The organism is Pantoea sp. alder81, from assembly GCF_020179835.1.
GTDB lineage: Bacteria > Pseudomonadota > Gammaproteobacteria > Enterobacterales > Enterobacteriaceae > Pantoea.
The window spans coordinates 94,230-118,244 of record NZ_JAIUDA010000012.1 but is presented as its reverse complement, the minus strand read 5'-3'; the positions used below and the strand labels follow the sequence as shown (position 1 = coordinate 118,244).

At 53.0% G+C, this 24,015-nt stretch carries 20 protein-coding genes and 1 rRNA gene; 12 read left to right on the top strand and 9 right to left on the bottom strand.

The features are described 5' to 3' along the window. Positions 1 to 101 (top strand): 5S ribosomal RNA (gene rrf, locus LBW88_RS24225); the annotation flags it as partial. A 106-nt stretch (positions 102 to 207) separates the two neighbouring features. Here rrf and mobB read toward each other — a convergent pair. Both mobB and mobA read right to left on the bottom strand, forming a co-directional pair. Then, a complete protein-coding gene (gene mobB / locus LBW88_RS24220) occupies positions 208 to 714 on the bottom strand; it encodes a molybdopterin-guanine dinucleotide biosynthesis protein MobB (protein WP_224935129.1) in 507 nt (168 codons plus the stop codon). Continuing rightward, on the bottom strand, positions 714 to 1,286 hold the full coding sequence (mobA, locus tag LBW88_RS24215; RefSeq protein ID WP_224935128.1) for a molybdenum cofactor guanylyltransferase MobA: 573 nt from the start codon (positions 1,284 to 1,286) through the stop codon (positions 714 to 716). Before mobA ends, mobB begins: the two co-directional genes overlap by 1 nt. Positions 1,287 to 1,356: 70 nt before the next feature. Here mobA and LBW88_RS24210 point away from each other — a divergent pair, with 70 nt between their 5' ends. The 4 genes from LBW88_RS24210 (at position 1,357) to polA (ending at position 6,478) form a co-directional block, all read left to right on the top strand. After that, positions 1,357 to 1,632: a YihD family protein gene (locus LBW88_RS24210; protein WP_034823919.1), complete on the top strand. Its 276-nt coding sequence runs from the start codon at positions 1,357 to 1,359 to the stop codon at positions 1,630 to 1,632. Positions 1,633 to 1,678: 46 nt separating this feature from the next. Continuing rightward, positions 1,679 to 2,665, top strand: a complete 987-nt coding sequence (locus tag LBW88_RS24205) for a serine/threonine protein kinase (protein ID WP_224935126.1) — start codon at positions 1,679 to 1,681, stop codon at positions 2,663 to 2,665. A gap of 26 nt (positions 2,666 to 2,691) precedes the next feature. Continuing rightward, positions 2,692 to 3,321: a thiol:disulfide interchange protein DsbA gene (dsbA, locus tag LBW88_RS24200; RefSeq protein ID WP_224935123.1), complete on the top strand. Its 630-nt coding sequence runs from the start codon at positions 2,692 to 2,694 to the stop codon at positions 3,319 to 3,321. 367 nt (positions 3,322 to 3,688) lie between these two features. Then, positions 3,689 to 6,478 (top strand): DNA polymerase I, encoded by a 2,790-nt coding sequence (polA, locus tag LBW88_RS24195; protein WP_224935120.1) that lies wholly within the window; start codon positions 3,689 to 3,691, stop codon positions 6,476 to 6,478. A 409-nt stretch (positions 6,479 to 6,887) separates the two neighbouring features. On the opposite strand, the gene yihA is transcribed toward polA, so the two are convergent. Further along, positions 6,888 to 7,529, bottom strand: coding sequence for a ribosome biogenesis GTP-binding protein YihA/YsxC (yihA, locus tag LBW88_RS24190; protein WP_224935117.1), 642 nt, complete (start codon positions 7,527 to 7,529; stop codon positions 6,888 to 6,890). Between the two features lie 550 nt (positions 7,530 to 8,079). Here yihA and yihI point away from each other — a divergent pair. Together yihI and hemN are read left to right on the top strand one after the other, a co-directional pair. After that, on the top strand, positions 8,080 to 8,601 hold the full coding sequence (gene yihI / locus LBW88_RS24185) for a Der GTPase-activating protein YihI (RefSeq protein WP_224935114.1): 522 nt from the start codon (positions 8,080 to 8,082) through the stop codon (positions 8,599 to 8,601). A 235-nt stretch (positions 8,602 to 8,836) separates the two neighbouring features. Next, the gene (gene hemN, locus LBW88_RS24180) at positions 8,837 to 10,210 is read left to right on the top strand and encodes an oxygen-independent coproporphyrinogen III oxidase (protein ID WP_224935111.1); all 1,374 of its coding nucleotides are present in this window, start codon (positions 8,837 to 8,839) and stop codon (positions 10,208 to 10,210) included. 36 nt (positions 10,211 to 10,246) lie between these two features. Here the strand turns inward: hemN and glnG are convergent, their stop codons facing one another. The 3 genes from glnG to glnA all read right to left on the bottom strand — a co-directional run bounded on the left by glnG (position 10,247) and on the right by glnA (position 14,309). After that, the gene (glnG, locus tag LBW88_RS24175; RefSeq protein WP_034823905.1) at positions 10,247 to 11,656 is read right to left on the bottom strand and encodes a nitrogen regulation protein NR(I); all 1,410 of its coding nucleotides are present in this window, start codon (positions 11,654 to 11,656) and stop codon (positions 10,247 to 10,249) included. A 7-nt stretch (positions 11,657 to 11,663) separates the two neighbouring features. Further along, positions 11,664 to 12,713 (bottom strand): nitrogen regulation protein NR(II), encoded by a 1,050-nt coding sequence (gene glnL / locus LBW88_RS24170; protein ID WP_034823903.1) that lies wholly within the window; start codon positions 12,711 to 12,713, stop codon positions 11,664 to 11,666. 186 nt (positions 12,714 to 12,899) lie between these two features. Then, positions 12,900 to 14,309: a glutamate--ammonia ligase gene (gene glnA / locus LBW88_RS24165; protein WP_224935106.1), complete on the bottom strand. Its 1,410-nt coding sequence runs from the start codon at positions 14,307 to 14,309 to the stop codon at positions 12,900 to 12,902. 440 nt (positions 14,310 to 14,749) lie between these two features. Between glnA and typA the strand changes: the two genes are divergently transcribed. From typA to fabY, 5 genes are all read left to right on the top strand, one after another. Next, a complete protein-coding gene (gene typA, locus LBW88_RS24160; RefSeq protein ID WP_224935103.1) occupies positions 14,750 to 16,570 on the top strand; it encodes a ribosome-dependent GTPase TypA in 1,821 nt (606 codons plus the stop codon). Positions 16,571 to 16,753: 183 nt separating this feature from the next. Further along, a complete protein-coding gene (gene yihX / locus LBW88_RS24155; protein WP_100702050.1) occupies positions 16,754 to 17,350 on the top strand; it encodes a glucose-1-phosphatase in 597 nt (198 codons plus the stop codon). 18 nt (positions 17,351 to 17,368) lie between these two features. Next, positions 17,369 to 18,223 (top strand): virulence factor BrkB family protein, encoded by an 855-nt coding sequence (locus LBW88_RS24150; RefSeq protein WP_224935100.1) that lies wholly within the window; start codon positions 17,369 to 17,371, stop codon positions 18,221 to 18,223. Beyond that, positions 18,220 to 18,657, top strand: coding sequence for a D-aminoacyl-tRNA deacylase (dtd, locus tag LBW88_RS24145; protein WP_224935097.1), 438 nt, complete (start codon positions 18,220 to 18,222; stop codon positions 18,655 to 18,657). The genes LBW88_RS24150 and dtd overlap by 4 nt, the downstream gene beginning before the upstream one ends. Positions 18,658 to 18,716: 59 nt before the next feature. Next, entirely contained in the window at positions 18,717 to 19,664 is a 948-nt protein-coding gene (fabY, locus tag LBW88_RS24140; RefSeq protein WP_224935094.1) for a fatty acid biosynthesis protein FabY, read from the top strand. A gap of 130 nt (positions 19,665 to 19,794) precedes the next feature. Here the strand turns inward: fabY and LBW88_RS24135 are convergent, their stop codons facing one another. From LBW88_RS24135 to LBW88_RS24125, 3 genes are all read right to left on the bottom strand, one after another. Continuing rightward, positions 19,795 to 21,474, bottom strand: a complete 1,680-nt coding sequence (locus LBW88_RS24135) for an AsmA family protein (protein ID WP_224935091.1) — start codon at positions 21,472 to 21,474, stop codon at positions 19,795 to 19,797. A gap of 122 nt (positions 21,475 to 21,596) precedes the next feature. Beyond that, complete coding sequence (locus tag LBW88_RS24130; RefSeq protein ID WP_224935089.1) at positions 21,597 to 22,973, bottom strand: nucleobase:cation symporter-2 family protein; 1,377 nt, start codon at positions 22,971 to 22,973, stop codon at positions 21,597 to 21,599. 92 nt (positions 22,974 to 23,065) lie between these two features. Next, positions 23,066 to 24,001 carry a quinone oxidoreductase family protein gene (locus LBW88_RS24125; protein ID WP_224935086.1) on the bottom strand — a complete coding sequence of 312 codons (936 nt, stop codon included), beginning with the start codon at positions 23,999 to 24,001 and terminating at the stop codon, positions 23,066 to 23,068. Positions 24,002 to 24,015: the final 14 nt, after the last annotated feature.

Sequence of the window (24,015 nt, the reverse complement as noted above, 5' to 3'; positions counted from 1 at the left end):
GCGGTGGTCCCACCTGACCCCATGCCGAACTCAGAAGTGAAACGCCGTAGCGCCGATGGTAGTGTGGGGTCTCCCCATGCGAGAGTAGGGAACTGCCAGGCATTAATTAAGTGAAGAAGCCCTGAACGAAAGTTCAGGGCTTTTTTACGTCTGAAGTCAGGGGTTATGACGCCTGAAATTCAGCCAGCCTGGCAAAAATCTCCCCCATTACCGACTCGTATTCAGCCAGTTTTCGATAAAGTCAGCCACGTTAACCGGCTGATTAATATCGAGAAGAGGGATGTTAATTGATGATTTCTCATCGCTGGCCAGCGCAATCACATATTCATCCATTAAATCTTCCACTTCACCTTTGATATCACGCCGCCACAGCACAATTTTGGGTACTGGCTCATCCTTAAAGCCCTCAACCAGCACCAGATCCAGCGCTGAACTGTCCATCTGCGCGGCCAGTTCCGCCAGATTCAACGGCTGATCAGGGGTTTCACACATCAATGCCCAGCGCTGATTACTGGCAACAATCACCTGATCGGCACCCGCTTTTCGCAGCAGATAGCTGTCTTTTCCCGGCGTATCGATGTCCATTTTATGATGGGTATGTTTGATTAATCCTGTACGAATGCCACGCGCCTTCAATAAAGGAATCACCTGCTGCAATAGGGTGGTTTTTCCGGTGCCACTCCACGCAGCGATCGCCAGTAAAGGCACGCTCATCACTGCATTTCCTCATCAACCAAATCGTCCGGCGTATTAATATTGCGAAAAGCAGACTCAGGATCAGCGAATGTCACCGCGTGTCCGCCATGTTCACGTAAAAACTGCATTAAACGTCGCTCACCACGAAGCAGCCAGGCTTCCAAATCCTCGGCCATTGATCGATTGACCAGTGCCAATGCAGGATGATCGCGTTGCGTTGATCGTACCCAAACCGCAGGCGCATCGTCGCGCTGCTGCCATAATCGTGCAACGAAGTCTTCCGGTAACCAGGGCGTATCACAGGCACAAAAGGCGACCCACTCGGTTTTGCTATTCTGTAGGCCACTTAACATACCCGCCAACGGGCCTGGATAATCAGGCATCGAATCGCTTACTACCTGACAACCGCTAGCCTGATAACGATCAATGTTGCGATTAGCGCTTATCAACACAATATTGACCTGCGGCACCAATCGCTGCAGAACATGTTGATAAAGCGGTTTGCCATGAAGCTCCAGCAACCCTTTATCCTGGCCACCCATGCGACTGCCTTGACCACCTGCGAGGATCACGCCGGTAAATGCGGTCATTTTCGTCTCCCTCATCATACTGGACGATAATTGCATAACGGCAGCGTACCACTGCATAAAGGAATCAATGATGAAATATCACCGACTTAATGAATTGTTTGAACTCCTGCAACCGGCCTGGCAAAAGGAGTCTGATCTTAACCTGCTGGCATTTTTACAAAAACTGGCACAGGAATCTGGCTTCAGTGGCCCATTAAGTGAATTAACCGATGACATATTGATTTACCATCTCAAAATGCGTGACGCGGGCCGCGATGCGGAGATTCCCGGACTGAAAAAGGATTACGAAGTGGACTTCAAAACCGCGCTATTACGTGCACGCGGTGTGATTAAGGATGATGAGTAGTGTTATCCTTGCGCATTCCTTGCAACGGTAATACACAGGCAAAATGATGAGCGAAGCCGCTTTTAATTTCCAGACGCTGAACCCCGATGTCATCCTTGATGCACTCTGGGATACGGGTCTGCGTGTCGAATCCGGCCTAACCGCCCTCAATAGCTACGAAAACCGTGTCTATCAGTTCAGCGATGATGATAAGCGTCGCTATGTGGCTAAGTTCTATCGCCCACAGCGCTGGAGTGCACAACAAATTCTGGAAGAGCATCAGTTCACGCATGACCTGCTGGTCGATGAAGTGCCTGTTGCTGCACCACTGGCATTGCAGGGCAGCACACTGAATCACCATGCCGGTTTTATGTTTGCCGTTTTCCCGAGTCTGGGTGGGCGACAGTATGAAACCGATAATGAAGAACAGATGGAATGGGTGGGTCGTTTTCTCGGCCGTATCCATCAAACGGGTCGCCAGAGCTTGTTTCAACAGCGGCCAACCTTCGGTCTGGAGGAATACGTCTTCCAACCACGTCAGGAGCTGGAGCAGAGCACGCTGGTACCGGCTGCCTTGAAAGATGCACTGCTGAACGCTGTTGATAAACTTAGCAGCACGTTGCAGCAGTGCTGGCATGATAAGTGGCAACCGCTTAGGCTGCATGGCGACTGCCATCCGGGTAATATCCTGTGGCGCGATGGACCAATGTTTGTTGATCTTGACGATGCGCGCAACGGACCTGCCGTGCAGGATCTGTGGATGCTGGTGAACGGCGATCGTCAGGAGCAGCTGATCCAGTGGGATATTCTGCTGGAAGCTTATAATGAATTCAGTGACTTCGATTTACATGAATTGTCACTGATTGAGCCTTTACGCGCTATGCGCATGGTTTATTATTTGGCCTGGGTGGTACGCCGCTGGCAGGATCCTGCGTTTCCTCGCGCCTTCCCCTGGATGACCGACGAGGATTTTTGGCGCCGACAGATTGCACTATTTATCGAGCAGGAGAGGCTGTTACATCAACCCCCGTTGCAGCTTAGCCCGCAATTTTAATGAAGTACTCAGGAGATTTTTTCACGATGAAAAAGATTATGTTTGCGCTGGTAGGTTTAATGCTGGCATTTGGCGCCTCAGCGGCACAGTTTAATGACGGAAAACAATTCGTCACGCTGCCAAAGCCGGTTGCTGGTGAGCCACAGGTATTGGAGTTCTTCTCCTTCTTCTGCCCACACTGCTACCAGTTCGAACGCATCTATCACGTTAGCGATGCCGTGAAAAAGAATCTGCCAGCAGACACCAAAGTGACCAAATACCACGTTGATTTCCTGGGTGGTGACTTCGGTCCTGTCGTTACACAAGCCTGGGCTGTTGCGATGGCGCTGGGCGTGGAAAGCAAGGTCACTGCACCAATCTTTGACGGTATTCAGAAAACCCAAACCGTTACCGATGCGGCGAGCCTGAAAGCCACTTTCATCCAGGCTGCGGGCATCTCATCAGAAGATTATGATGCGGCCTGGAATAGCTTTGCGGTAAAAGCGTTGGTTGCACAGCAGCAGAAAGCGGCAGCCGATCTTAATCTGCAGGGCGTGCCAGCCATCTTCGTTAACGGCAAATACATGGTGAATAACGGCGGTCTGGACACCAGCTCAATGGACAATTTCGTTGCCGATTATGCCAACGTAGTGAAATTCCTGGTTGAGAAGAAGTAATTAAGCTCGAATAAACGCCGGCGATGTCGGCGTTTTTATTTCCTTCCCCATGACGTAATAATGATATCCCTGTTAACCCTCCGCTTAATATCCACATGGACGATCACCTTTTCAAAAAGGCGCCTTTCATCACGGTAAGTTAATAACAAATTGAAAAATAATAACTTTTATAAGTGAAATGATTGTAATCGGCGTAAATAACAATACGTTATGAATTTTACGCACAAAGTTATCCACAGAATGATCCTTGCGATCCACACCGCGTAACGACGAAAAAGATCCTGACATCCCCGCTCTGATTCAACATTCCTCTCTGGTTGTGGCATCCTTATAGCCCTCATTATCGCAACGAAGAAAATACGAACCTATGGCGCAAATTGCAGAAAACCCCCTGATTCTGGTAGACGGATCCTCTTATCTCTACCGGGCATATCATGCCTTTCCGCCGCTGACTAACAGTGCAGGCGAGCCCACGGGCGCCATGTACGGTGTGCTCAACATGCTGAAAAGTTTGCTGATGCAGTATCAGCCGAGTCATGTGGCCGTAGTCTTCGATGCGAAAGGCAAAACTTTCCGCGATGAATTATTCGAGCACTACAAATCGCACCGCCCGCCAATGCCCGACGATCTGCGTGCACAGATTGAACCGTTGCACGAGATGGTCAAAGCGATGGGATTACCGCTGCTGGCGGTGACCGGCGTCGAGGCTGACGATGTGATTGGCACCCTGGCACTCGAAGCAGAGAAGCAGGGCCGTGCGGTGCTGATCAGCACCGGCGATAAAGATATGGCGCAGCTGGTCACGCCGGGTATTACGCTGATTAACACCATGACCAATACCGTGTTGGGCCCGGAAGAGGTCGAGCAGAAATATGGTGTGCCACCTTCACTGATCATCGACTTCCTCGCCATGATGGGTGACAGCTCGGATAACATTCCTGGTGTGCCTGGCGTGGGGGAGAAGACTGCACAGGCGCTGCTACAAGGCCTGGGCGGCATGCAGTCGATTTACGATAACCTGGATAAAGTAGCGGATCTCTCGTTCCGTGGTGCGAAGACCATGGCAGCCAAGCTGGAGCAGAACCGCGAGGTCGCATTCCTGTCCTATCAGCTGGCGACCATTAAAACGGACGTCGAACTTGAACTGGGTTGTGAGCAACTGACCGTCAACGAGCCGGACGTTGAAACGCTGCAAAACCTTTTCGGCCGCTATGAGTTCAAACGCTGGATCACCGATCTGCAGGACGGCACCTGGCTGCAAGGCAAAAAGAGCAATGTGCAGGCGCAGAAATCACTGGCTACTGAACCTGCAATTGCGGCGGCAGAAACAGCTAGCGTGCTGTCATCTGAAGGCTACGTGACCATTTTGGATCAGGCGACCTTCGACGAGTGGCTACAAAAACTGAAAAAGGCAGAACTCTTTGCCTTCGATCTGGAAACCGATTCTCTGGATAGCTGGAGTGCCAACATTGTCGGTCTCTCCTTTGCGATTGCGCCCGGTGAAGCGGCTTATCTTCCGGTGGCTCATGACTATCTTGATGCACCAGACCAACTCGATCGCAACGACGTGCTCAAGCAGCTAAAACCGTTACTGGAAGACGCCAAAGCCGCAAAAGTCGGTCAGAACCTCAAATACGATCGCGGCGTACTGAAAAACTACGATATTGAACTGCAGGGCATCAAATTCGACACCATGCTGGAGTCTTACTGCCTGAGCAGCGTTGGCGGTAAACATGATATGGACAGCCTGGCGGCGCGCTGGCTGAACCACAAAACCGTCACTTTTGAAGAGATTGCCGGTAAGGGCAAAAATCAGCTGACCTTCAACCAGATTGCTATTGAGCAGGCCGCTCATTACGCTGCGGAAGACGCAGACGTCACACTGCAGTTGCATTTGCAGATGTGGCCAAGGCTGGAGCAGGAAGCGGGTCCGAAGAAGGTCTTTACTGATATCGAGATGCCGCTGGTGACCGTGATTTCACGCATTGAGCGTAACGGCGTCTTAATCGATCAAAACATCCTGGGCAAACACTCGCAGGAGCTGACTACACGTCTGGCGGAACTGGAACTGAAAGCGCATGATTTAGCCGGCGAGCCGTTTAATCTATCGTCCACCAAACAACTGCAAACCATTCTGTTTGAAAAGCAGGGTATCAAGCCGACCAAGAAAACACCGGGCGGCGCACCCTCAACCAGCGAAGAAGTGCTGGCTGAACTGGCGCTGGATTATCCGCTGCCCAAAGTGATTCTGGAACATCGTGGTCTGTCTAAGCTGAAGTCGACTTATACCGACAAACTGCCTTTAATGATCAATCCGATTACTGGCCGCGTGCATACTTCCTATCATCAGGCGGTCACGGCCACCGGACGTCTCTCATCTACCGATCCCAACCTGCAAAACATCCCAGTGCGTAATGAAGAAGGCCGTCGTATTCGCCAGGCCTTTATCGCAGGTAAAGATAATCGTATCGTCGCGGCGGACTACTCACAAATTGAGCTGCGCATCATGGCGCATCTGTCGCAGGATAAAGGCCTGCTGGATGCGTTTGCGCAGGGTGAAGACATTCACCGCGCCACTGCATCAGAAGTCTTTGGTGTCGCGCTGAGCAAGGTATCCGGTGAGCAACGTCGCAGTGCCAAGGCCATTAACTTTGGCCTGATTTACGGCATGAGCGCATTCGGTCTGTCGCGCCAGCTCAATATTGGCGCAGGCGAAGCGAAAAAGTATATGGATCTCTACTTTGAGCGCTATCCAGGCGTACTGCGTTATATGGAAGAGACGCGCACTCAGGCGGCAGAGAAGGGCTATGTGGAGACTTTGGATGGTCGCCGCCTGTGGCTACCGGACATTAGTTCCAGCAACGCTATTCGTCGTAAGGCGGCAGAGCGCGCGGCGATTAACGCCCCGATGCAAGGTACAGCAGCGGACATTATCAAACGTGCGATGATCGCCGTGGATGGCTGGCTACTGCAACAGCAGAATGATGCCGTGAAGATGATCATGCAGGTACACGATGAACTGGTGTTTGAGATCCACAAAGACGAAGTAGAGAGTGCGAGTGCGACGATCCGCCAGCTGATGGAGAGCAGCATGAAGCTTGATGTGCCGCTGCAAGTTGAAGTGGGAATGGGCGATAACTGGGATCAGGCGCACTAAGGAAACGCTGTCGGCGGTTTATCTAAACCGCTGGCAACGTCATAAGAAAAAAGTTTACTTAATCGGTTCAGCAAAACAGCAAAGGCGCTGATTAAATGCGCGTTTTGTAACTGCCTCACTGCTAAGCATTTTTTTAGTAATTAAACTACATGCCTTAAGCCAAAGTGTGACGAACCCGGTAAAAAAGATGTCGAATCCTGAAACTTAACAACAAAAAACCCTTTGTAGGTCGGGGAAAATCAGGTAAAGTTCATCGCGTAGGGTACAGAGGTAAGATGTTCTATCTTTCAGACCTTTTACTTCACGTAATCGGATTTGGCTGAATATTTAGCCGCCCCAGTCATTTATGACTGGGGCGTTTTTTATTGGGCTTTATCTGAAAAACGGGCTGTAAACCCGCTTCAAAAAATCATTCAGATGGCGCTTCGCCATCATCTTCCTGCGCCGGCTCCAGCTCACTGAACCAGCTATCGAGTTTCTGACGAACGATATCAACGCCGATCTTCTTGAGTGATGAGAACATCTCTACCTGCACATCGCCCACAAAGCCCAGTGCTGCTTCACGTACCAGTTTGAGCTGCGCTTTACGTGCACCTGATGCCAGCTTATCCGCTTTGGTTAACAGCACCAGCACCGGAATACCGCTCTGAACTGCCCACTCAATCATATTCTGATCGAGGTCTTTTAGTGGATGGCGAATATCCATCAGCACCACCAGACCTTTTAATGCCTGACGCTTCTGCAAATATTCAGACAGCGCACGCTGCCATTTGCGCTTCATCTCTTCCGGAACTTCGGCGTAGCCATAGCCCGGTAAATCGACCAGGGTTTTCCCCTCGACGACCTGAAAAAGGTTAATCAGCTGAGTACGACCCGGCGTTTTACTGGTACGCGCCAGGCTTTTCTGGTTGGTGATAGTATTCAGCGCGCTGGATTTGCCTGCGTTAGAGCGCCCGGCAAAGGCAACCTCAATGCCCACATCCGCCGGTAAATGGCGAATATCCGGGGCGCTGAGCACGAAATGGGTCATGTGATAATTCAAAGCAGACAAAGTAAAACTCCAGCAGAGTGATTCGATCAATTGGGCTGATTATACCTGTTATGGCGCAAAAGTATCCGATAGCGTCTTAACGCGTCATTTTGTAAGAGATCAACGATGATTACTGCCAGTCATTACCGTTTAATAGAATCTTCATAACTAATTAAATTAACTATTTTCAATTGGTTATGTTCGCCATGTGAATTACGCCTTCAAATTAACCTCACGCCTCACTTGTTCATTTTACTGATTGGTCTACATTTGGTGTCAGTGCAAGGCAGCACCCATCAGGATGATGCGCTCAGGAGTGTCGGGGATGACCAGGAGCATGGCAGGATGTGATTCAGGTATGAGTCGGACAGGGAAAAGGATTACTCGCAGGAGCGATGAGGCGAAGGAGCAACCGGGACGTTGTGAGCTGTAAAGGATTTATACCGTTATTCCTTCAGTAGAAGGTGCGAAATAAGGCGATAGCATAGGCTATCGCCTTTTTTCTTTGTCATCTTTCTGCTAGATTTCGCCGCAATTCTATACTGAAGAAAAATCGCCGAGACCGGACACCATGAAGCAACCTGCACCAGCCCAGCGTGGCAAACCTGCTGCTAAAGCCAAACGCAAATCGCGTGAAGACCTGAATCAGGAAGCGCGCGATCGCAAACGCGATAAAAAGCACAGTGGCCTCAAAGCGGGCAACCGTGCTAACCCGGAAACTAAAGGCGCTGGCAAAGGCCAGGGTCAGAAAAATGCCGATCCACGCACCGGCAGTAAAAAACCCGTAGCGCTGGTGGCCGATGGCAAAACAGTACCGGAGAAAAAGCCGGTAGCAAAAGCCAAACCGAAAGCGGAAAAGGTGCGTCTGACGCCAGAAGAAGAGTTAGCGAAGCTGGAAAACGATGAACGCCTGGACACCTTGCTGGATCGTCTGGAAAGCGGTGAGACCCTCAGCGCTGAAGATCAGGCATGGCTGGATCAGACACTGGATCGCATTGACGAGCTGATGGAAACCCTCGGTATCGCGCTGGATGACGGTGCTGAAGATGAACAAGCCGAAGTCGATATGATGCGCTTGTTAAAAGGCAACTGAGTCATTTTTGATCGGCATGCGCTTTTGCGCATGCCGCGCTAAACAGGTATTCGCTGATGCTTTGGCCTGGATCAATTTTAGCGCTGCTGCTGACATGTTATCTCCTGTGGTTATTGTTTAAACTTCGTCGCCTGTCGCGTCTGAAGTCGCGTTTACGCCGGCGTACGGCTCACCGCAATCTCTCCTCTTCTGCCACGCGACCCTCTCTCAGACGACGTCACCGTAAGGAGTGAGCATGTCATCGCAGCAGATTGAATGGGACCAGCGGCTGATTGAAAAATACAATTACGCGGGTCCGCGCTACACCTCTTATCCCACTGCGCTGGAGTTCAATGAGAACTTTGGCGAAGCAAGCTTCCAGTCTGCGGTTGAACGTTACCCTGAACGCTCTCTGTCGCTTTATGTCCACATTCCGTTCTGCCATCGTCTCTGCTACTTCTGCGGCTGCAATAAGATTGTGACGCGCCAGCTGCACAAAGCTGACCGTTATCTGGATGTGCTGGAACAGGAGATCCGTCAGCGCGCGCCGCTGTTTGCCGGACGCCGCGTCACGCAGTTGCACTGGGGCGGTGGTACGCCAACCTTCCTCAATCAGGCTCAGGTCAGCCGGCTGGTGGCGCTGCTGCGTGGCCATTTTGACATTGCGGATGATGTTGAGATGTCGATCGAAGTTGATCCACGCGAAATTGAGCTGGCGATGATCGATCATCTGCGTGCTGAAGGATTTAATCGCCTGAGTATGGGTGTGCAGGACTTCAATAAAGCGGTGCAGGAGCGCGTCAATCGCGTGCAGGATGAAGAGACTATTTTTGGGCTGGTCGAACGTGCGCGTGCGCGAGGATTCCGCTCAGTGAGCCTGGATCTGATTTACGGTTTGCCGCTGCAGACGCCCGAAAGTTTTGCTTTCACTTTACAACGAGTGATCGCGCTGAATCCCGATCGTCTCAGCGTATTCAATTACGCGCATATGCCGACGCTGTTCGCTGCACAACGCAAAATCAAAGATGAAGAGCTACCCGGTGCGGAACAGAAGCTGCAGATCCTGCAGCAAACCATTGGCACCTTAACCGATGCAGGCTATCAGTTCATCGGTATGGATCACTTTGCCAAACCCGATGACGAACTGGCCATCGCGCAGCATGCAGGTGAGCTGCACCGTAATTTTCAGGGTTACACCACGCAAGGCGAGACCGAGCTGGTGGGATTCGGTGTCTCGGCGATCAGTATGCTGGGAGACAGTTACGCGCAGAATCAAAAAGAATTGAAGGACTACTATGCCAGTGTGGAGCAGAGTGGGAGCGCGCTCTGGCGAGGTTTAACACTGAGTGATGATGACTGTCTGCGCCGTGATGTCATCAAAACGCTGATCTGCAATTTCTCATTAGATTTCGCGGCGATTGAAGCGCAATGGCCCATCACTTTTGAAGCGTATTTTGCGGAAGATTTAGCGTTACTGGCGCCTTTGATGGCGGATGGTTTGCTGGAACTTCGCGGGCGCAGTCTGCATGTCACAGGAATTGGACGTTTGCTGATTCGGAATATCTGCATGTGCTTTGATCGCTATCTGCGTCAAAAGGCGCGCCAGCAGCAGTTCTCGCGGGTGATATAAAAATCCAGGGGAGCATCGTGCTCCCCTGATTATCACTTATTCCATTCCCAGCTCTTTCAGTTTACGCGTCAGAGTATTACGACCCCAACCCAGTAAACGAGCCGCTTCCTGCTTGTGTCCCTGAGTGTGACGCAGGGCAGTGGTGAGCAGCGTGCGCTCCATCTCCGGCTGCGCTTCAGAGAGCAGGTTTTGATGACCGGAACGCAGTGCGCGGTCCGCCCATTGTGCCAGCAGGGTGGCCCAGCTATCCGGCAGAGACTGCACCGGGTTATCCGGCGTGCTCGATTCAAACAGCTCCGGCGGCAGATCCTGAATCAACACTTCCTGGCCTGCAGCCATCACGGTTAACCAGCGGCAGGTGTTCTCCAGCTGGCGCACGTTACCGGACCAATGCAGACGCGTCAGTGCCGTTTCAGTTTCCGGATGCAGAATCTTCGCTTCAACGCCCAGCTCACGTGCCGCTACCTGCAGGAAGTAGCGTGCCAGACGTGGAATATCTTCGCGACGCTCACGCAGCGGTGGCAAGTGCACACGAATCACGTTCAGGCGATGGAACAGATCCTCGCGGAATTTACCTTCCTGCACGCGCAGCTCAAGGTTCTGGTGAGTTGCCGCGATAATACGCACATCCACTTTCACCGGTGCATAGCCGCCCACGCGATAGAACTGGCCATCGGCCAATACGCGCAGCAAGCGGGTTTGCACATCGAGCGGCATATCACCAATTTCATCGAGGAACAGCGTGCCGCCATCGGCCTGCTCAAAGCGGCCCTGACGAATCTGGTTGGCCCCGGTAAACGCCCCTTTCTCGTGACCAAATAGTTCGGATTCGATCAGGTCTTTCGGAATGGCCGCCATATTCAGCGCGATAAACGGTGATTTGGCGCGTGGGCTATGACGATGCAGCGCATGCGCCACCAGCTCTTTACCGGTACCGGATTCACCATTAATCAGCACGCTAATGGAAGAGCGCGACAGACGACCGATAATACGGAACACATCCTGCATCGCTGGCGCTTCGCCAATGATATCGGTTGTCGGGCCGCTCACCGGCTGATTACGCGGCTGCTGCTGTTCCTGATAGTGACTGATCGCACGTTCAACCAGCGCGACGGCTTCATCAATATCAAACGGCTTAGGCAGGTAATCGAACGCGCCTTGTTGATAAGCGCTGACGGCGGCATCAAGATCCGAATGTGCGGTCATAATGATGACCGGCAGCATCGGGTGACGCTGTTTAATCTGTTTCAGCAGCGCCAGTCCATCCATGCCCGGCATGCGAATATCCGATAACAATACATCTGGGGTTTTACTTGAGAGTGCATCCAGCACCTCATTGCCGCTGTCAAATGTGGCGCAGCTCAAACCGGCTCCAGTGAGCGCACGTTCAAGCACCCAGCGGATGGAGCTATCGTCATCGACGATCCAGACTATCCCTCGTTGCATAGAAACCTCACTGGCGAATAGGCAGGTAAACCGAGAATTCGGTGTGTCCTGGCCAACTGTTAAATTCTATTTTTCCTGAATGCTGATCGATCAGGCTGCGGGCGATGGAGAGACCTAAACCGGTGCCTCCTTCTCGACCACTCACCATCGGATAGAACAGCGTGTCCTGTAGCTGAGCAGGAATGCCAGGGCCATCATCTTCAATATCAATACGTGCCACCAGGCGATAACGGGTGCCGTGCAGCGTCAGCTGGAACGCGGTACGGGTGCGGATCACGATAGTGCCACCTTCGTCACCCAGCGCCTGCAACGCATTACGCACTACGTTGAGTAGCACCTGCTCAATCTGATCGGGATCGTGTGGCAGCTCGGGCAGACTCGGGTCGTAATCACGCACCAGCGAGACATTGTCCGGTAACTCCATCGACACCAGATTGACCACGCGCTCAGCCACCTGATGAATGCTTTGTGTGACGTGCATACCGGGCTGTTGTGGTCCCAGTAAACGATCAACCAGATTACGCAGGCGGTCCGCCTGTTCGATAATAATCCGGGTATATTCATGCAGCGAAGGATCGGGCAGGGCACGCGTTAATAACTGCGCGGCGCCGCGTAATCCTCCCAGCGGGTTTTTAATTTCATGCGCCAGTCCGCGCACTAAATCACGAGCGGCGACTTGCTGAGCATGTTGCAACTGTTCCTGGCTAAGACGGCGTTGATTATCCATCGGCGCCATTTCCAGCAGAATAAGGCCATCGGGTAAACGTTGAGCCGTCAGCGACATAATGTGCGCGCGGCCATCGACCACTAACGTCACTTCGCTGTCAGTAAAGCCCTGGCCTGCTCCAAGACTCTCGCTCATCACCTCAATATTCAGCGAAAAATAGCCGGTTAATTCCGGTAATGGCGTGCCGAACAATTTGCGTGAGCTTTGCGCCAGTAATTGCTGAGCCGCCGGGTTGGCGTAATGGATAACCAGATCGTTATCGACCAGCAAAATACTGTTGATGAGAGAGTTAAGAATCTGCCCCGCGTCGGGCAGTGTGCCAGTTGCCATACAGCGTTCCTCTGCACTAAGTTAGTGCATTATAGCCTTTTGGGACTGATAACTATCATTCGAACGATGAATTCGCGGTGAAAAAAGCCCATCCGGAGATGGGCTAAAGTTTCCACGGCAACAAAAAACGTTCAGGTTATTTACGCCGCCAAATAAGCGGCGTGAAATGCGCTGAAATTTTTTAAATTAAACGCTGTAGTACAGTTCAAACTCAACTGGGTGCGGAGTCATACGCACACGGTCAACGTCTGGCTTAAGCAGTTCGATGTACGCGTCGATAGCGTCATCAGTGAACACGCCGCCACGGGTCAGGAACTCGCGGTCTTCGTTCAGTGCGTTCAGTGCTTCTTCCAGAGAACCTGCAACTTTTGGAATCTCAGCTTCTTCTTCCGGTGGCAGGTCATACAGGTTTTTGTCCATCGCATCGCCAGGGTGGATCTTGTTGATGATGCCGTCAAGACCCGCCATCAGCAGCGCGGTGAATGCCAGGTATGGGTTAGCCGCTGGATCCGGGAAGCGCGCTTCGATACGACGTGCTTTCGGGCTCGCAACCACTGGGATACGGATTGAAGCTGAACGGTTACGTGCTGAGTAAGCCAGCATGACCGGTGCTTCGTAGCCTGGGACCAGACGCTTGTAAGAGTTGGTGGTTGGGTTCGCCAGGGCGTTGATCGCTTTAGCGTGCTTGATAACACCACCAATGTAGAACAGCGCAGCTTCAGACAGGCCGCCGTATTTGTCGCCAGAGAACAGGTTCACGCCGCCTTTTGACAGGGACATGTGGCAGTGCATACCAGAGCCGTTATCGCCGAACATTGGCTTAGGCATGAAGGTCGCAGTTTTGTTGTACGCGTGAGCAACGTTGTGCACCACGTATTTGTAAATCTGAATTTCGTCAGCTTTTTTGGTCATGGTGTTGAAGCGGGTTGCCACTTCGTTCTGACCAGCTGTTGCTACTTCGTGGTGATGGGCTTCAACCACCAGACCCATCTGCTCCATGGTCAGACACATGGCAGAACGGATGTCTTGTCCTGAATCAACCGGTGGTACTGGGAAGTAACCGCCTTTCAGACCTGGACGGTGACCTTTGTTACCGCCTTCGTAAGCTTTACCGGTGTTCCATGCTGCTTCGATATCGTCGATAGCAACGTGTGAACCTGCAGTAGAAGAACCGAAACGAATGTCATCGAACAGGAAGAACTCTGGCTCTGGTCCAAACAGCACGGTATCCGCGATGCCTGAAGAACGCAGGAACTCTTCTGCACGTTTAGCGATGGAGCGTGGGTCACGATCGTAGCCCTGCAGAGTGCCTGGCTCAAGGATGTCACAGCGAATGATCAGCGTAGAATCTTCGAAGAACGGATCCATAACCGCAGTGGTAGCATCCGGCATCAGTACCATGTCTGATTCGTTAATGCCTTTCCAGCCACCGATGGATGAGCCATCGAACATTTTGCCTTCTTCGAAGAAGTCAGCGTTAACCTGGTGAGCAGGGATAGTAACGTGCTGTTCTTTACCTTTGGTATCGGTAAAACGCAGGTCAACAAACTTAACTTCGTGCTCGTTCATCATCGAGAGGACGTGTTCAGCGGACATACTTAAACTCTCCTGGAAATGGTCATAATCGTCATGGTGAGAGAACTTCGTTGCCTGGAATGTGTCACGCTTTCTGACCACCCCTAACCAAGATCTCGGCAAGCTCTTTTCAACCGTTGTAGAACTGTCGTTTTCGCTTGAAAGATATAAAGCGAATTCTGTGCCAACTTTATTACAATGTTAAAAATGGCGCTGTGACGCGCTCTTTCGTGAGTCGGTCACTGCACCAGTATGGATGACGCGCACTAATTTGGTGCTTCATAGATCAAATATCGCCCCAAAAAGGTGCAAAACACCACCGCAGTGCAGATTAATGCACCGTTATTGGTGCTAAAAAACAGCACTAAGAGAAACTTTAAGGGAATACTGTGATCATGTTCAGTCTTTCGCTTAATCCGTGTACAATACCGCGTTATTTCTATAATGCCTGAGGCAAAGCTGTGATCGAAAATTTGCGTAACATCGCCATCATCGCGCACGTTGACCATGGTAAGACCACCCTGGTTGACAAGCTGCTGCAACAGTCCGGTACTTTTGATGCTCGTACCGAAGCGACTGAGCGCGTAATGGACTCCAACGATTTGGAGAAAGAGCGTGGGATTACCATCCTCGCAAAAAACACCGCCATCAAATGGAACGACTACCGTATCAACATCGTTGATACCCCAGGACACGCCGACTTCGGTGGTGAAGTGGAACGTGTTATGTCCATGGTGGATTCGGTGCTGCTGGTTGTAGATGCGATGGATGGCCCTATGCCGCAAACCCGCTTCGTAACCAAGAAAGCGTTTGCTCATGGTTTGAAGCCGATTGTAGTAATCAACAAAGTTGACCGTCCGGGCGCGCGCCCTGATTGGGTTGTTGATCAGGTATTCGACCTGTTCGTTAACCTGGACGCGACTGACGAGCAGCTGGACTTCCCTATCATCTTCGCTTCAGCGTTGAATGGTATCGCTGGTCTGGAACATACCGACATGGCTGACGACATGACCCCGCTGTATCAGGCGATCGTCGACCACGTTTCTCCACCACAGGTTGAAGTTGAAGCACCACTGCAGATGCAAATCTCGCAGCTGGACTATAACAACTACCTGGGTGTTATCGGTATCGGCCGCATCAAGCGCGGTACGGTTAAGCCGAACCAGCAGGTCACTATCATTGATAGCGAAGGCAAAACCCGTAACGGTAAAGTCGGTAAAGTACTGGGCCACCTCGGTCTGGAACGTATCGAAAGCACCCTGGCGGAAGCAGGCGACATCATTGCTATCACCGGTCTGGGCGAGCTGAACATCTCTGACACCATCTGCGACACGCAGAAAGTGGAAGCGCTGCCAGCCCTGAGCGTCGATGAACCAACCGTAACCATGTTCTTCAACGTCAACACCTCACCTTTCTGCGGTAAAGAAGGTAAGTTCGTGACGTCGCGCCAGATCCTGGAGCGCCTGAATAAAGAGCTGGTACACAACGTGGCACTGCGCGTTGAAGAAACTGAAGATTCTGATGCATTCCGTGTGTCTGGTCGTGGTGAGCTTCACCTGTCAGTTCTGATCGAAAACATGCGTCGTGAAGGTTTCGAACTGGCGGTATCCCGTCCGAAAGTTATCTTCCGCGAATTCGAAGGCCGTAAACAAGAGCCATTCGAAAACGTGACCCTCGACATCGAAGAAACCCACCAGGGTTCTGTGATGCAAGCGATGGGTGAGCGTAAAGGCGATCTGAAAAACATGGATCCAGATGGCAAAGGCCGTGTACGTCTCGACTACATGATCCCAAGCCGTGGTCTGATCGGCTTCCGTAACGAATTCATGACCATGACTTCTGGTACTGGTCTGCTGTACTCCACCTTCAGCCATTACGACGACGTTCGTCAGGGCGAAGTGGGTCAGCGTCAGAACGGCGTGCTGATCTCTAACGGCCAGGGTAAAGCGGTAGCGTTCGCCCTGTTCAGCCTGCAGGATCGCGGTAAGCTGTTCCTGGGTCACGGTGCGGAAGTGTATGAAGGCCAGATCATCGGTATTCACAGCCGTTCTAACGACCTGACAGTTAACTGCCTGACCGGTAAGAAACTGACCAACATGCGTGCGTCAGGTACTGACGAAGCGACCACTCTGGTTCCACCGCAGAAAATGACGCTGGAGCAGGCTATCGAGTTCATCGATGATGACGAACTGGTAGAAGTGACTCCGCAGTCAGTACGTATTCGTAAACGTCACCTGACCGAGAACGACCGTAAGCGTTCTTCTCGCGGCAGCAAAGACTAAGCGAAACAGTCTGATATTTAAGCCCCGCACTGCGGGGCTTTTTTATGCCTGCAACCCGCTGCAACCCTCGCTTTCTGAATATTGTTCCCGCTTCCAAAATCCTGATTACCCCCTCATCGTACCTGTTCAGCACTGAGTTTTGCCGCTAGAGTGAATGATCCAGGGAATAGAAGGAGAGGCGTCATGCTGTACATCTTTGATTTAGGCAATGTGATTGTTGATATCGATTTTAATCGTGTGCTCGGCGTCTGGAGTGACCTGGGACGCGTGCCGCTGGCGACCTTACAAAGTCGCTTCCAGATGGATGAAGCGTTCGAGAAACACGAGCGTGGTGAAATCAGCGATCCTGAGTTTGCGGCACGTATCTGTGATCAACTGGATATCGCTTTGAGCTACCCGCAATTCACTGCGGGCTGGCAGGCGGTGTTCGTGGATGTTCGTCCGGAAACGCTGGCCATCATGAACGCCCTACGCGCAAAAGGTGAACGGGTGGTTATCCTCTCTAACACCAACCAGCTGCATTTTGAATTTTGGCCAACACAATATCCTGACGTACAGCAAGCGGCAGACCACGTCTATATGTCGCAGGATATCGGTATGCGCAAGCCAGAGGCACGCATCTATCAATATGTGCTTGAGCACGAAGGCTATACCGCCGATCAGGCGGTGTTCTTTGACGATAACCGTGCCAATATCGATGCCGCGCGCGCGTTGGGTATTGAGAGCGTGTTAGTGGAAGACGCGAAAACCGTGCCGGACTGGTTTGCGAGCCGTCGCTGAGTGGTAACACGTAACCATATGCGCCATTCGGCGCACGCGTTTTTCCTGTGGGTCAAACTGCTGTGGCGCCGCGTTGATGAAGACAACATGACGACGCAGGCCGGGAATCTGGCCTACGTCTCATTGCTGGCTTTGGTGCCGCTGATTGCCGTGGTGTTTGCCCTTTTCGCCGCTTTCCCTATGTTTTCGGAGATTAGCGTCCAACTTAAGCACTTCATCTTCAGCAACTTTATGCCGGCAGCCGGTGACGTCATCCAACGCTATCTCGATCAGTTTGTGGCCAACGTCAATAAAATGACGGCGGTTGGTATTGTCGGATTGATCGTTACCGCACTGCTGCTGATGCACTCGGTGGACAGTGCGCTCAACGCGATCTGGCGCAGCGATAAACCACGACCAATGGTTTACTCCTTTGCCGTCTATTGGATGATCCTGACGCTGGGCCCGATTCTGGCGGGTGCCAGTCTGGCCATCAGTTCTTACTTACTATCGCTACGCTGGGTCAATGTCACCGGCGTCACCAGCCTTATCGATCAGGTGTTACGTATCTTCCCTCTGGTGCTCGCCATCCTCGCGTTCTGGTTGCTCTACAGCATCGTCCCGACGCGCCGGGTGCCAACGCGTGATGCGCTGATCGGCGCGATTGTCGCCGGGCTACTGTTTGAGCTGGGCAAAAAAGGGTTTGCGCTCTATGTTACGATGTTCCCTTCGTATCAATTAATTTACGGCGTACTGGCAGTCATCCCGATTCTGTTTTTATGGGTTTACTGGACCTGGTGTATTGTGTTGTTAGGCGCGGAAATCACCGTCACCCTGGATGACTATCGCCAGCTAAAACAGCAGGAACGCGAAAAAGAACGAGAGGAAACATGATTGCTTTGATTCAGCGCGTCAGTCGCGCCAGCGTTGTGGTTGATGACACAACGGTGGGCGAGATTGGCGCCGGTTTGCTGGTGTTATTAGGGGTGGAGAAGGGCGATGACGAGCAAAAGGCACAGCGCTTATCTGAGCGCGTGCTGGGTTATCGCATCTTTGGTGATGAGAACGACAAAATGAACCTGAACGTACAGCAGGCCGGTGGTAGCGTGCTGGTGGTTTCACAATTCACACTTGCCGCCGACACCAACAAAGGCATGCGTCCCTCTTTCTCGGGTGGTGCCGAACCGGCGGAAGCCGAGCGTCTCTATCACAATTTCAGCGATTGTTGCCGGGCACAGGGTGTGACCACGGCGAACGGTCGTTTTGCTGCCAACATGCAGGTTTCACTGGTGAATGATGGTCCAGTGACCTTCTGGTTGCAGGTGTGAGGTTTTCAGCCGAGCGGCCAGGGATCAGCCACGCAAGCTCCGAACGAGAGAATCACTTTATGTATCATCTTCGTGTGCCGCAAACGGCGGAAGAGCTGGATACTTATTATCAGTTCCGCTGGGAAATGTTACGTAAGCCGCTGCGTCAGCCGCAGGGTTCTGAGCGTGATGCGTGGGATGCACTGGCGCATCATCAGATGGTGGTCGATGAGCAGGGCGCTCCTGTTGCGATTGGCCGCCTCTATATCAATGCCGAAAACGAAGCCGCCATCCGCTTCCTGGCCGTGCACCCTTCGGTGCAGGGCAAAGGATTAGGGACGCTGGTGGCGATGACGCTGGAATCCGTTGCGCGTCAGGAAGGGGCGAAACGCGTGACCTGTAGCGCCCGTGAAGACGCCGTGGAGTTCTTTGCCAAGCTGGGCTACGTCAACCAGGGTGAAATTACTGCGCCACAAACCACGCCGGTGCGCCATTTCCTGATGATTAAACCGGTGGTGACGCTGGATGACATTCTGCACCGAGCTGACTGGTGTGGTCAGTTGCAGCAAGCCTGGTACGAACATATTCCGCTCAGTGAGAAAATGGGCGTGCGCATTCTGCAATATACCGGGCAGAAGTTCGTCACCACCATGCCTGAAACGGGCAACCAGAACCCACATCACACCTTATTTGCTGGCAGCCTGTTCTCACTGGCCACGCTCACTGGCTGGGGGCTGATTTGGCTGTTGCTGCGCGAGCGCCATCTGGGCGGCACCATCATCCTTGCCGATGCGCACATTCGTTACAGTAAGCCAATCAGTGGGCGTCCTGGGGCGATAGCCGATCTCGGTTCACTGAGTGGCGACCTTGATCGTCTGGCGCGCGGCCGTAAAGCACGTGTGCAGATGGAAGTGGAACTGTTTGGTGATGATGAATTGGGTGCGGTGTTTGAAGGGGTGTATATCGTCTTGCCAGCCGACTCAGACGGCCCATTAGAAGAAGGTGGTTCGGGCGCGCGCATTAATTAGTTCTGGCGCATTACATTGTGCAGCTGTTGGACCTCAAACGGTGGCGGCGCATTGTATTGCAGCTCGGCCAGCGGCAGGACGCCGCTAACCGTTACGCGCGATAACCCTCACCGCGACCGTTGCTGAATACCTATTGAACCTGCCCCGCATGCATCGTCTGCTGCACCGATTGCGTATCGGTGGTCACGGATAAATTACCCTCAACGCTCTGGCGCAATGGTGCTGCAGCACTCAGTGAGCCTTTCGCTTGCAGCAACAAATTACTGTTGCCGCTGAGAGGCAACGCAGGCCAGCCCCAGTTCTGCAACACATTGGCTGGCACCGCCTGGCCTTTGAGATTCAGCGTCAATGGGCGCTGTGCATCCTGCCCAACACTCGCGGTCCCTTCCAGCAAACCGTTGCCGTTAAAGGCGCTCATTTCCGTCACCTGAATCTGCTGATCGTTAGCATTAAAGGCAATGGAGGGATGGCGCAGATCGGTGCGATTAAAGGTCGCTTCCGCCGCGTTAAAGCTCGCTTTACCGCCCCAGATTCCCCACTGATGCTGACGCGCCAGTAGCAGGTTATCGGCGTTACCATCCAGCGCGGTCATCTGGAACGGGAAGGCCGGGTTGATATCGATCACCAGATTACGGTTGGCTGTTGCGTGCGTCACCAGCACGCTATCCAGCCATGAGGGCAACGCTTGCTGCCAGCGATCGCGCCAGTTCTGCGGTAAGGTATATTCCAGCCCGGCAATGGCTAAATCACTCAGCGTCAGGCGTTTATCGCTGCGCGTCCAGTTGCCGCTGGCACGGATTACGCCATTGGCCCAACGTGAACTGAACTGGGCTAACTCAATGCCCTGCGCCGAGAAGTTGGCATTCACAATCGGATCGTTAAGCTCAAAACCACCATTAATGAAGTTGCCGGCATTCATCGACAGCGAGCCATCATCGCTCTGCCAGTCATCCCCACGCAGTGTAATATTCTTCAGGGTTAAATCGAGGTCGGTGACGGCCCAATCAGGTCCCTGCAGGCGTGCATCGGTCATATCCAGCCGGTTGATGCTCACTGACGGCACATCGCGCAGAGGATTGAGGAAATCACTCAGATTTTGATGGGTCTGCAGGCGAATATCGTTAAGGCGTAACTGATCAATCTTCCAGTTGCCTTGCGCGTCGCGCTCGGCGTTGCCGGTCATCGAACCGCGCGCGAGATCGGCCCCGATATTGCTGAATATCATACGATGCTGCTTAACACTCCCCTGCAGCAGCACATTATTGCCGGGAACCCCATCCAGAGTCAGCATGCCCGCACTCATCTGGAACTGTGCATCGCTGCCCAGCATATCTGTCGGGGTCGGTTTCCATGGGATAATTCCGCCGTTAACTCGCTCAGCGATCATCGGCAGCATGCTGTGCGGGCTATCAATGCGCACGTTATTCAGTTGCAGGCGATTGGCCTGAATGGGCAGTGTGGTATCGGGCGTCTGATTCGCGAGATTAATCTCGCCATCACGCACATCGATGCTATCAAAATGCAGCCAGTCACTGAATTGCACCAGTGCCAGTCCGAGGTCGACGCGTTTAGCCACTAAAACGGCTGGCTGACCATCATGACCGAAGCTGAAATCATCCAGCATGATGTGCGAGGGAGAAGAGAAGTTGTGTTCAATCTTGCTAAGAGAGAGATGCCAGGCGGTCTTATCACTTACCCAACGGCTAAACCAACCTGCGCCCCACTGTGTCTGCAGCAAGACATAGAGGACTACCAGCCCCAGCAGAATCAGCAGCAGTAAGGTAAGGAAAAACTTGCCTAAAAATTTCATCGCATCCATCCATCCCGATATTTATCCGGTAAGAGGTTGTTATGCCTGAATTACCGTTACACCTCAACAGCCTGGATGTAAAAGCGGATAAATAACAGGCAGGCCGCAGCCTGCCTTATGGGTTACTTTTCCTGTGGAAAGACGAGGTTAAGTACAATTGCGGTGATACCACCGGCAGCAATGCCCGAGGAGAGCAGGGTTTTCAGCCAGTCCGGAGCGAATTGCAGAATCAGTGGTTGCTGCGAAACACCCAGACCAACGGCCAGCGACAGTGCGATGATCATAATGGCGCGACGGTTCAGCGGCTCGCGCGAAACGATACGCACGCCCGATGCGGCAATAGTGCCAAACATCACAATGGTCGCGCCACCCAGCACCGGCTCAGGAATGTGCTGCACAAAACCACTCACTGCCGGGAACAGGCCGAGTACGATCAGCATCAGCGCCACGACAAAACCCACATAACGGCTGGCAACGCCGGTCAGCTGAATCACGCCGTTGTTCTGCCCAAAGCAGGAGTTCGGAAACGTATTGAACAATGCGGATACAAATGAGTTGAGGCCGTTAGCCAGCACGCCGCCTTTAAGGCGCTTCATATACACCGGGCCGGTAACGGGCTGCTCTGAAACGTCAGAAGTCGCGGTGATATCGCCGATGGTTTCCAGTGAGGTCACCATAAACACCAGCATCAACGGGATCAGCAGGTTCCAGTCAAATCCCAGGCCGTAGTAGAGCGGGGTTGGCACGGCGACCAGTGGCTGAGAAGTGACAGCAGGGGCAGCAGGCAGCATATCCAGCGCCCAGGCCAGTGCATAACCGACTGCCATGGCAATCACCAGTGAGGCAACGCGCAGATACGCATTACGCTGGCGGTTAAGCAGAATAATCACCACCAACACCGCGCCAGCCAGCAACAGATTTTTTGGCGCGCCGAAGGTGTGATCGCTCATTGCCGCGAAACCACCGCCAATCGAGGTCAGGCCAACCTGAATCAGTGACAGGCCAATAATCATCACCACAATGCCGGATACCAGCGGCGTGATAATGCGACGCGCCAGATGCAGCACGCGAGACAACACCATTTCGGTACAGGACGCCACCATCAGCGTGCCAAACAGTGCGGCCATCATGGTCGGCACATCGGCACCGCCATTTTTCAGCGCCATACCGCCCATAATCAGCGGCGTCACAAAGTTAAAGCTGGTGCCCTGAATCGACAGCAGGCCTGAGCCCACCGGCCCCCAGGTTTTGATTTGCAGAATCGAGGCGACGCCCGAAGCAAACAGCGACATGCTGATGATGTGCTGCGTATCCTGAGCCGGTAAACCCAGCGCCTGGCAGATCAGCAGCGCGGGCGTAATCACCGCTACGAACATCGCCAGCAGATGCTGGCAGGCAGCAAACAGCGTTTGCGGCAGCGGTGGACGATCTTCGAGGCGGTAAATCAGTTCACTTTTTGCAGTGATTGGCTGATGAGATTCAGCAGTATTGACGGACATGGTGGGCGTTCTCAATAACAACAAAGGGGCGATTTTAAACGGTTGCGTTGTGAAAGCAATCGTTTGCAATGCCCCTTTTCACTTACATTGATTTAGAGCGTAAACACGGTGCGGCTTCGGCTGTCATCTTCCTGCCAGGCCTGTGCCACGTCGCTCAGTGGGCGCATCTGGAAGGCGATAGAGAAATCACTTTCAGCGGCGGCATTCAGCATCTCGCTAATACAGGCAATCAGTTCCGCATCGGACACGCTGCCTAATCCGCTGCCCATCAATGTCAGGCCGGATGAGCGCAGCAGCTTGCTGTGCAGCGAGATTTCCTGACCGCTCAGCGAGCCGATTTGCACGAAGCGCACCACTTTTTCCTCGCCCGCTACAGCTGCCTGCATGATATCGAGCGCACTCTGGCCCCACAGGTAATCCAGCACCACGTCGATGCCTTCTTTCATCAGGGCAGGCAGTGCTCCGGGCAGTTCATCGAGCGTCAGGGTGATGTCCGCTCCCTGGCCACGCAGTTGTTCCAGCACTTCACGATTACGTCCGGTGGCGATGATTTTTCCCGCGCCGAGATGTCGTGCAATGCGTACCGCCAATCCACCTGACGTGCCGGTTGCGCCATTGATCAGCACCGTTTCCCCTTCCGCTAACTGGGCGCGCCGAGTGAGTGCTGCCCATGAGGACATGCCGGGATTGGCAATGGCTGCCGCTAATACAGGATCCAGCGTGGCTGGCAGCGGCACAACGGCGGCGGCGGGTACCAAAGTTCTCTCGGCCATGCTGCCCCACGGGGCTTTGAAAGCCAGGAAATAGACCGGATCGCCATTACTCAGGGTGCCCGTGCCATCAATGCCGGTGATAAAGGGATAGTGTGAGTCTGCGCTGTAGTGAGTGCCGGCCGCGCGTGATTTTGCCAGTTGGCTGATAGCCGCGGCTTTCACGGATACCACAACGTGATCGCCCTCGGCCTGAGGCTCTGGAAAATCACCGTAAACCGGCCGTTCGCCTGCTGCAGATACGATTGCTGCTTTCATGTTTTCACCTTTGG